The organism is Rhodopirellula sp. UBA1907, from assembly GCF_002337565.1.
Lineage (GTDB): Bacteria > Planctomycetota > Planctomycetia > Pirellulales > Pirellulaceae > Rhodopirellula > Rhodopirellula europaea.
The window spans coordinates 117,563-125,551 of record NZ_DDGH01000102.1 but is presented as its reverse complement, the minus strand read 5'-3'; the positions used below and the strand labels follow the sequence as shown (position 1 = coordinate 125,551).

The following is a 7,989-nucleotide window of genomic DNA, read 5'->3' as shown; positions in this document are numbered from 1 at the left end:
AAAAACAACACAGCCGCTCCCCCGGAAATCTCGCTGAACGCTCGCTTTCCGACCCCTCCCGCTGCACGGGCGGGGTTCTCAAGGCGTTACTGACACAGCACTTAAAAACTGCACGACCGCCGCCCCGGATGGGGCCGTGGTCCGTGATGATCTTCGCGTTCGGCCATTCAGCCCCAACCGTTTGCTATCGATTCAGAAAGCTATTCAACAACACCAAACCAATTTCAGCTCCCTTGGGCACCGACTTCCGTGAAGGAATTGAGGCTCGGTAGTTGCCGGGACGAGGAGCGTCGCGATGCGAAGAACCTCGGTAGAAGTCATGCGAGTTGAAATCACGCGAACTGCGGTGGGGATAGCTGATTGGTTTCTGCTGCACATGCGGCACGGTCCGTGGAAGTGGCAACGGTGTTTGACCAGGAAAGACAACCGGAGGAGTCGTTGGGAAGGTCGGTGCCGAATACCGGCTTTGATGATGAACGTCACAGGTCACCGCTGGGCGAGCCGAAACGTAAGGCTGGACGTAGGCCATTTGCTGCTGGAGCGCGGCAAACGAACCCAGCACATCGCTCCAACAACGCGTGAGCGCTCGGGCGATGATCGGGCATCCACTGCCGAAAACCGCTTGTTCGGTTTGTGCCTGCAGGAACTGGACGTCATTGAACTCCCGAGCCAATCGATCCGAGCGATCAGGATGTCGAGCGGCGGAACGAACGTCGCTCGTTTGGTCTTCGAAATCGTCGATCAAACGCAACACACCACGATCCAGGCTGCGAACCCGCCGGGCCTCGTCTTCAAAGTGGCTGACGGCATCGCGATAGCGGTCTGCGGCGACGTACAGTGGCGAATCGTGTCCGGCTTGGGCGGTTTGCGGCCCGGCCAACACAGCAACCATGGCGGCGAAGAAAGTGCCCGTGGCGAAAGTCCGAAGTGAGCGTGTCATGTGTTTGAGTCCTAGTGATCCATTGGGAGAAGCCGTCCTTGATCCATTCCCCGACATCCTCATCGAGACAGCATTCCCTGATGCGAGGCGGATGCCAAACTGCCAAGCAAACTGGACTCTATCCCCATAAGATACTACCCACAAACGACTTATAAATACGAACCCATTTTCACAACCTGCCAATCCGGCTTCACGAGAGACGTCATTGCGACTACATCGACACCAATTCGACATCTCAAAGCGAGACACTTTTGACGACACAAGCTCTGCCCGCTCGGTGATTTGCACGGGATTGATTTGCGGAGCTACATTGTTAGCCACATCGAGTCCGCGTCTCCGAGAGCTTCCCGCATGCGACCAACCAGCTTCGTTCCCCGACCTACAACGCCACATTCCGATCGCGTGAGAGCCATCACCATTGGCTCGCTCGACGTCCCTTCGTCGACACTGCTCTGGATGCTGTTTGCGACCATCACGTTTGCATGCTTGTCCATCTCGCAGGCCAAAGCCGAGGACGCTCGCCCCAACGTGGTCCTGATTTTGGTCGACGATTTGGGCCTGCATGACATCGGAATCGAAGGCAGCAAATTTCACCAAACGCCTCACATCGACGCACTCGCCAAACGAGGCATGCGATTCACGGCAGGCTATGCCAACTGCCGCGTCTGCAGCCCCTCGCGAGCCAGCATTCAACTGGGGCAGTTCACCGCTCGCCACGGAATCACGGACTGGATCGGTGCCAAGACCGGCATGAACTTCAACCGTGGCGACGAACTGCTGCCGGCCGAGTACGCCCATGAAATGCCAGCGAATGACGTGACCCTGCCAGAAGCTCTTCGCGAATCGGGCTACAAAACGTTTTTTGCCGGCAAGTGGCACTTGGGCGGCGAAGGCTCGATGCCGACCGACCACGGTTTTGACATCAACATCGGTGGCCACCATCGCGGCAGCCCTCCCGGTGGCTTCTTCGCACCTTACAAAAACCCGGTGATGGAAGACGGGCCCGATGGTGAATCGCTGACGCGTCGATTGGGAAAAGAAACGGCTTCGTTCATCGAAGGACAAGACGACCAGCCCTACTTCGCGATGCTTTCGTTCTACGCCGTTCACGGGCCGATCCAAACCACGCAAGAACTCTGGCAGAAGTACCGAGAATCAGCACCGACGCCGCCGGCCGATGGCAATCGGTTCAAGATCGATCGCACGTTGCCCGTTCGTCAAATCCAAGACAACCCGGTGTACGCCGGCATGATGGAAACACTCGACAACGCGGTCGGCGACGTGATGGCGGCGATCGAAGCGTCCAGGAAAGCCGACAACACCCTAGTCATCTTCACCGGCGACAACGGCGGTGTCTCCTCCGGCGACGCTTACTCGACCAGCAACTTGCCACACCGCGGCGGTAAGGGCCGACAATGGGAAGGCGGACTGCGTGAGCCCTACTATGTTTCGATGCCAGCGATCGTCCCTGAGAATTCCACCAGCGACGTGCCTGTGATTGGCTCCGATTTGTATCCCACAATTCTGGACGTTTGCAATTTGCCTCCGCGTCCGCAGCAACACGTCGACGGCCGGTCACTGGAAACCGTGTTGACCAGCGGCAAGGACGAATCGCTGGAGCAACGTTCGCTGATTTGGCACTACCCACACTACGGCAACCAAGGTGGTGAACCATCGTCGGTGATCCGAACCGGTGACTACAAGCTGATCCATTACCACTTGGATTCACACGACGAGCTGTACCATTTGCCCACCGACATCGGCGAACAAAATGACCTCGCGTCGGAGCAACCTGAACGAGTCGCAACAATGCGAAAAGAACTGCTGGCGTACCTCAAATCGGTCGACGCGAAATTCCCAGAACCCGACCCACGTTTCGATCCTGAAAAGGCCAAGCAACGTTGGGCTCGCGCTCAAGGTCCCAACAAAGAACGCCTGGAAAAACGCGAAGCGGCGATGCTGGAACCCAACTGGAAACCCAACGGTGACTGGTGGGGAAGCACGGTCGACTGAAGGTGCGAGCGAGGCTCGATCCAGAATCAACTTCTCCACGCTGTGACCGCGAATGACGACCTGCGACTCCGCATCCCCTTCGCGACACAGCCTGGAACGCTTGCCGTGGTTGTTCTCACCCGCGGTTGATTTGGCAACGTTCGGCGGCAGCGCGTTGGTCGCCTTGGCGATGCTGCCGCTCGGTGCCGCACTCGGGTTTCTTCACGACGAAACACCCGGTTGGACTTGGGTCGCGACGATCTTGCTGATCGATGTCGCTCACGTTTACGCCACGGGTTTTCGTGTTTACTTCGACGGCAACGAACTTCGCCGGCGGCCTTGGTTGTACGGACTGACCCCGGTGCTCGCGTTTGCGATCGGCGGTGCGATCTACAGCGAAAGCGTGACGCTATTCTGGAGCGTACTGGCGTATCTCGCGGTCTTCCATTTCATCCGCCAGCAATACGGCTGGGTCGCTCTCTATCGATCACGAGAGCACGACAGCGAAAGAGTCGGCTGGTGGATCGATGCGTCAGCAATTTACCTGGCCACGCTGTATCCGCTGATCCATTGGCACGCTCATTTGCCGAGGCACTTCTGGTGGTTCGCCGAAGGCGACTTCATTCAGGTGCCGGAGATCGCGGCAACGATCGTGATGCCAATCTACTGGTTCAGCATGTTGGCCTACGCCGCTCGTAGCCTGCACCGTGGTTTCCGTGATGGGGCTTGGAATCCAGGCAAGGACATCGTGGTCCTGACGACGGCGGTGTGCTGGTACATCGGCATCATCACGTTCAATTCTGATTACGCGTTCACGGTCACCAACGTGATCATTCACGGCGTGCCGTATATGGTGCTGATCTATTGGTATCGATGGTGCCGGATCGCAGAGAGTTCTGATTCGGCAACTGACCAAGCTTCGACTCATCCGTCTCGCCCGACGTCGCGGTGGCAAACCAACACCGGCCGAATCGCGTTGTTTCTGGGCGTGGTCTGGATCCTCGCCTACGCGGAAGAAATGCTGTGGGACTTTGGGATCTGGCAGGAACGCGGTTGGTTGTTCGCTTGGATGCCCCCTGGATTCGCGAATTCGGCGGGCGAAACTCTGGCGGAAGCGTCCGTTTGGCTGGCCCCCGCCTTGGCGGTTCCCCAGATCACGCATTACGTTCTGGACGGGTTTCTTTGGCGACGCAGACAACGAGCATCTTCATGACGACGTCCGAACAGCAACGACTCGACGAAGACGAACGCCGCGAAAAGAACTGGAAGCGTTGGGGCCCGTACCTTTCCGAGCGTCAGTGGGGAACGGTTCGAGAGGACTACTCCGAGGGTGGCAACTCCTGGAGCGATTTCCCGCACGAGCACGCTCGCAGTCGCGCCTATCGCTGGGGCGAAGACGGTTTGCTCGGATTCTCCGACCGCCAATGCCGATTGTGTTTTTCGATTGCACTTTGGAATGGCAACGACACGATTCTGAAAGAACGCCTGTTTGGACTCACCGGCCCGGAAGGCAACCACGGCGAAGACGTCAAGGAACTCTACTACTACCTGGATTCGACACCGACGCATTCCTACGCCAAGGCGATGTATCGCTACCCGCAACAGCGATACCCGTACCGTGATCTGGTCAGCATCAATGCACAACGCGGGTTGAACGATCGCGAATATGAGCTGATCGACACAGGATTGCTGGACGAGAATCGCTTCTTCGATGTCACGGCGACCTACGCGAAAGCGTCGGACAACGATTTGTTGATTGACATTGCGATCACCAACCAAGGCCCCGACGCTCACGACATCACATTGCTACCAACGCTGTGGTTCCGCAACACGTGGGTTTGGGGATGCTTGCACGAAGGCTGCACGGCAAAGCCCACCATTCAAGCGATCGATTCGCACATCGTTCAAACCCGACACGACACGTTGGAACCGTTTGTCTGTGCGTTTGAAAATCAACCGGACAGCGAGTTGCTGTTCACGGAAAACGAAACCAATTCCGAACACTTGTTTGGCACCGAAAACTTCTCGCCGTACACGAAAGACGCCTTCCATCGGTACGTCATCGACGATCAAACCGACGCGGTGAACCCCAAGCGTCACGGAACCAAAGTCGCGGCCCTGTATCGTTGGAACTTGGCACCCGGCGAAACACGGCACGTCAAAGTTCGCTTGAGCGAGAAAGAAAAGGTCGGCGAGTTTCATCCGGACCTGGGCGACGACTTTGAAAACGTCCTGACTCAGCGACGCGAAGAAGCTGACGAGTTTTATCAAGCCATCATTCCGCCCAAAGCAACCGACGAGCAGCGTCTTGTCTCTCGGCAAGCCTACGCGGGGCTGATGTGGACGAAGCAGTTTTATCACTACATCGTCGCCGATTGGTTGGACGGTGATCGCGACGTGATGACGCCTCCCGCCGCACGTCACGAAGGTCGCAATAAAGACTGGCGGCACCTGTACGCTCGCGACGTTTTGTCGATGCCGGACAAGTGGGAATACCCTTGGTTCGCCGCCTGGGATCTGGCGTTTCACATGATCCCAGCGGCTCGCATCGACCCCGCTTTTGCAAAGAAGCAATTGATGGTGCTGCTGCGGGAATGGTACATGCATCCCAACGGTCAGTTGCCGGCATACGAGTTCTACTTCGACGACGTGAACCCGCCGGTGCATGCGTGGGCGTGTTTGCGTGTCTTCCAAATGGAAGCCGAATCAGGCAAACGCGATTACAAGTTTCTCTCGCAAGCCTTCCAGAGGTTGCTGGTGAACTTCACTTGGTGGGTGAACCAAGTCGACAGCAACGGCGACAACGTTTTCGCTGGCGGGTTCCTGGGACTGGACAACATCGGCGTCTTCGACCGCAGCAAAGGCTTGCCCGAAGGAGCCGAACTGGAACAAGCCGACGGAACCGCTTGGATGGCATTCTACTGCGGCACGATGATGTCGATGGCTCTCGAGCTCGCTCGCCACGATCGTTCGTATTCCGACATGGCATCGAAGTTCCTCGATCACTTCATCCGCATCGTCGACGCGATGAACGGCGGTGAAAGCGGCGGCCTGTGGGACGAAGATGACGGCTTCTACTACGACCAATTGCAGATCGACGGCGAGACCCATCCGATGCGAGTCAAATCGCTGGTCGGATTGCTGCCCCTGATCGCGGTCGAGATTCTGGACGAAGACCTGTTGGCGGACTTGCCCGGTTTCCGCAATCGATTGGAATGGTTCCTGAACAATCGACATGACTTGGTGCAACACATCACGTTCTGCCAAACGACCAAACGCCACCACCGAATGTTGATTTCCATTCCAACGCAAGAACGTTTGGAACGCGTCTTAAAAATCCTGCTCGATGAATCAGAGTTTCTTTCTGACTTCGGCATTCGATCGCTTTCAAAGAAGCACAAAAGCGAACCGTTTCGAGTCACCGTCCGGGGCAAAGAACACACGGTCGCTTACGTGCCAGGCGAATCCGACAGTTGGATGTTTGGCGGGAACAGCAATTGGCGGGGACCGATCTGGTTCCCGACCAGTTACTTGTTGATCGAAGCCTTGCAGCGGTACCACGAGTTCTATGGCGATGAAATCCAAGTCGAATGCCCGACCGGATCGGGCGTGAAGATGAATCTTCGCGAAGTGGCCGATGAATTGAATCGCCGGATGTCAAACATTTTCTCGACGCCGGCAGAAGGCGGCTCTCGCCCCTGTCTTCGCGGCAGCGGAATGAAGAGCGACGAATCGTTGTGGCAGGACCAAGTTTTGTTCTACGAGTACTTCCACGGCGACACCGGCGAAGGTTTGGGCGCGAGTCACCAAACCGGTTGGACGGCGCTGATTGCAACCTGCATCGAGCATCTGCACGGCCGCATCACCGAAGGCGTCGAGTAGCATCTTGCAGATGGAGGCCAGCTCGACGGAACAGTTCGGGACAACTGTCCTACTCTGGCAGATCGCGTCGAAACCGGTCTCAGAACAACAATTGCTTTTGCTGGCTGATCCAGTCGTTCCGGTTGCTGAAAGGGCGTTTCGAAACGTGTAGATTAACAGCTCGACTTTGACTTCCCCGCAATGGATGCCCTGATGACCGTCGCTGACTCTGACTCCACCAACATTCGCCCGATTCGAAAATTGCTGGCTGCCAATCGCAGCGAAATCGCCACTCGGGTGTTTCGGTCGGCACACGAATTGGGCATTCGCACGGTCGCGATCTATTCTCACGAAGACCGCTACGCGCTGCACCGATTCAAAGCCGACGAGGCCTACCAAATCGGGACTCCCGGCGAACCGATCCGGTCCTACCTCAACATCGACGCGATCGTCGGGTTGTGTCTGAAGCATCACATCGACGCGGTGCACCCAGGTTACGGATTCCTGTCCGAGAACCCCGATTTCGCGAAAGCACTGACGGACGCGGGTATCTTGTTTGTCGGTCCCAGCGAACAAAGCTTGCGAGATTTGGGCGACAAGACCAGCGCTCGTCGCTTGGCCGAGATCGCTGGCGTGCCCGTGTTGGGCGGAACCGCGCAAGCCGTCGCGTCGATCAAAGAAGCCACCGATGCCGCGGAAAAACTTGGCTACCCGATCATGCTCAAAGCGGCCAAGGGTGGCGGCGGCCGGGGCATGCGAGTCGTGATGGAACCGAGCGAATTGGCCAGCTCACTCGATTCCGCTCAACGCGAAGCCAAGACGGCATTCGGGAGCGACGAAGTGTTCCTGGAACGTTTCGTCCAAAGAGCCCGTCACCTCGAAGTCCAATTGCTCGGTGACCGCCACGGCAACTTGGTGCACTTGTATGAACGCGACTGCAGCGTCCAACGCCGGCACCAAAAGGTGGTCGAACTCGCGCCCGCACCCAACCTTTCCACCGAAATGCGTGATGCCATCTGCGATGCGGCACTACGAATCGGACGCGCGGTCGGCAAAGAAAGCGGTGGCTACGAGAACGCGGGAACGGTCGAATTCTTGCTCGACGTTGACAAAGACGAGTTCTACTTCATCGAGGTCAACCCGCGAATTCAAGTCGAACACACGGTGACGGAAGAGGTCACCGGCATCGATATCGT

5 protein-coding genes are annotated in these 7,989 nt (G+C 57.3%); 4 read left to right on the top strand and 1 reads right to left on the bottom strand.

Going from position 1 to position 7,989, the window contains the following annotated elements; all coding sequences use genetic code 11:
* Window positions 1-184 precede the first annotated feature (184 nt).
* Window positions 185-940, bottom strand: coding sequence for a hypothetical protein (locus B2R17_RS26195; protein ID WP_286766309.1), 756 nt, complete (start codon window positions 938-940; stop codon window positions 185-187).
* Between the two features lie 351 nt (window positions 941-1,291).
* Between B2R17_RS26195 and B2R17_RS26190 the strand changes: the two genes are divergently transcribed.
* From B2R17_RS26190 to B2R17_RS26175, 4 genes are all read left to right on the top strand, one after another.
* Window positions 1,292-2,953, top strand: a complete 1,662-nt coding sequence (locus B2R17_RS26190) for a sulfatase (RefSeq protein WP_286766308.1) — start codon at window positions 1,292-1,294, stop codon at window positions 2,951-2,953.
* A 52-nt stretch (window positions 2,954-3,005) separates the two neighbouring features.
* Entirely contained in the window at window positions 3,006-4,145 is a 1,140-nt protein-coding gene (locus B2R17_RS26185) for a hypothetical protein (RefSeq protein WP_286766307.1), read from the top strand.
* Entirely contained in the window at window positions 4,142-6,814 is a 2,673-nt protein-coding gene (locus B2R17_RS26180) for an MGH1-like glycoside hydrolase domain-containing protein (protein ID WP_286766306.1), read from the top strand. The genes B2R17_RS26185 and B2R17_RS26180 overlap by 4 nt, the downstream gene beginning before the upstream one ends.
* A gap of 180 nt (window positions 6,815-6,994) precedes the next feature.
* Window positions 6,995-7,989 (top strand): biotin carboxylase N-terminal domain-containing protein (locus B2R17_RS26175; RefSeq protein WP_286766305.1); only part of this gene is annotated, 995 nt, incomplete at its 3' end.

Bases quoted from the DNA above. Each gene is read 5' to 3' on its own strand.
- B2R17_RS26190 (WP_286766308.1), top strand. From the start codon at position 1,292: ATGCGACCAACCAGCTTCGTTCCCCGACCTACAACGCCACATTCCGAT.
- B2R17_RS26185 (WP_286766307.1), top strand. From the start codon at position 3,006: ATGACGACCTGCGACTCCGCATCCCCTTCGCGACACAGCCTGGAACGC.
- B2R17_RS26180 (WP_286766306.1), top strand. From the start codon at position 4,142: ATGACGACGTCCGAACAGCAACGACTCGACGAAGACGAACGCCGCGAA.
- B2R17_RS26195 (WP_286766309.1), bottom strand. From the start codon at position 940: ATGACACGCTCACTTCGGACTTTCGCCACGGGCACTTTCTTCGCCGCC.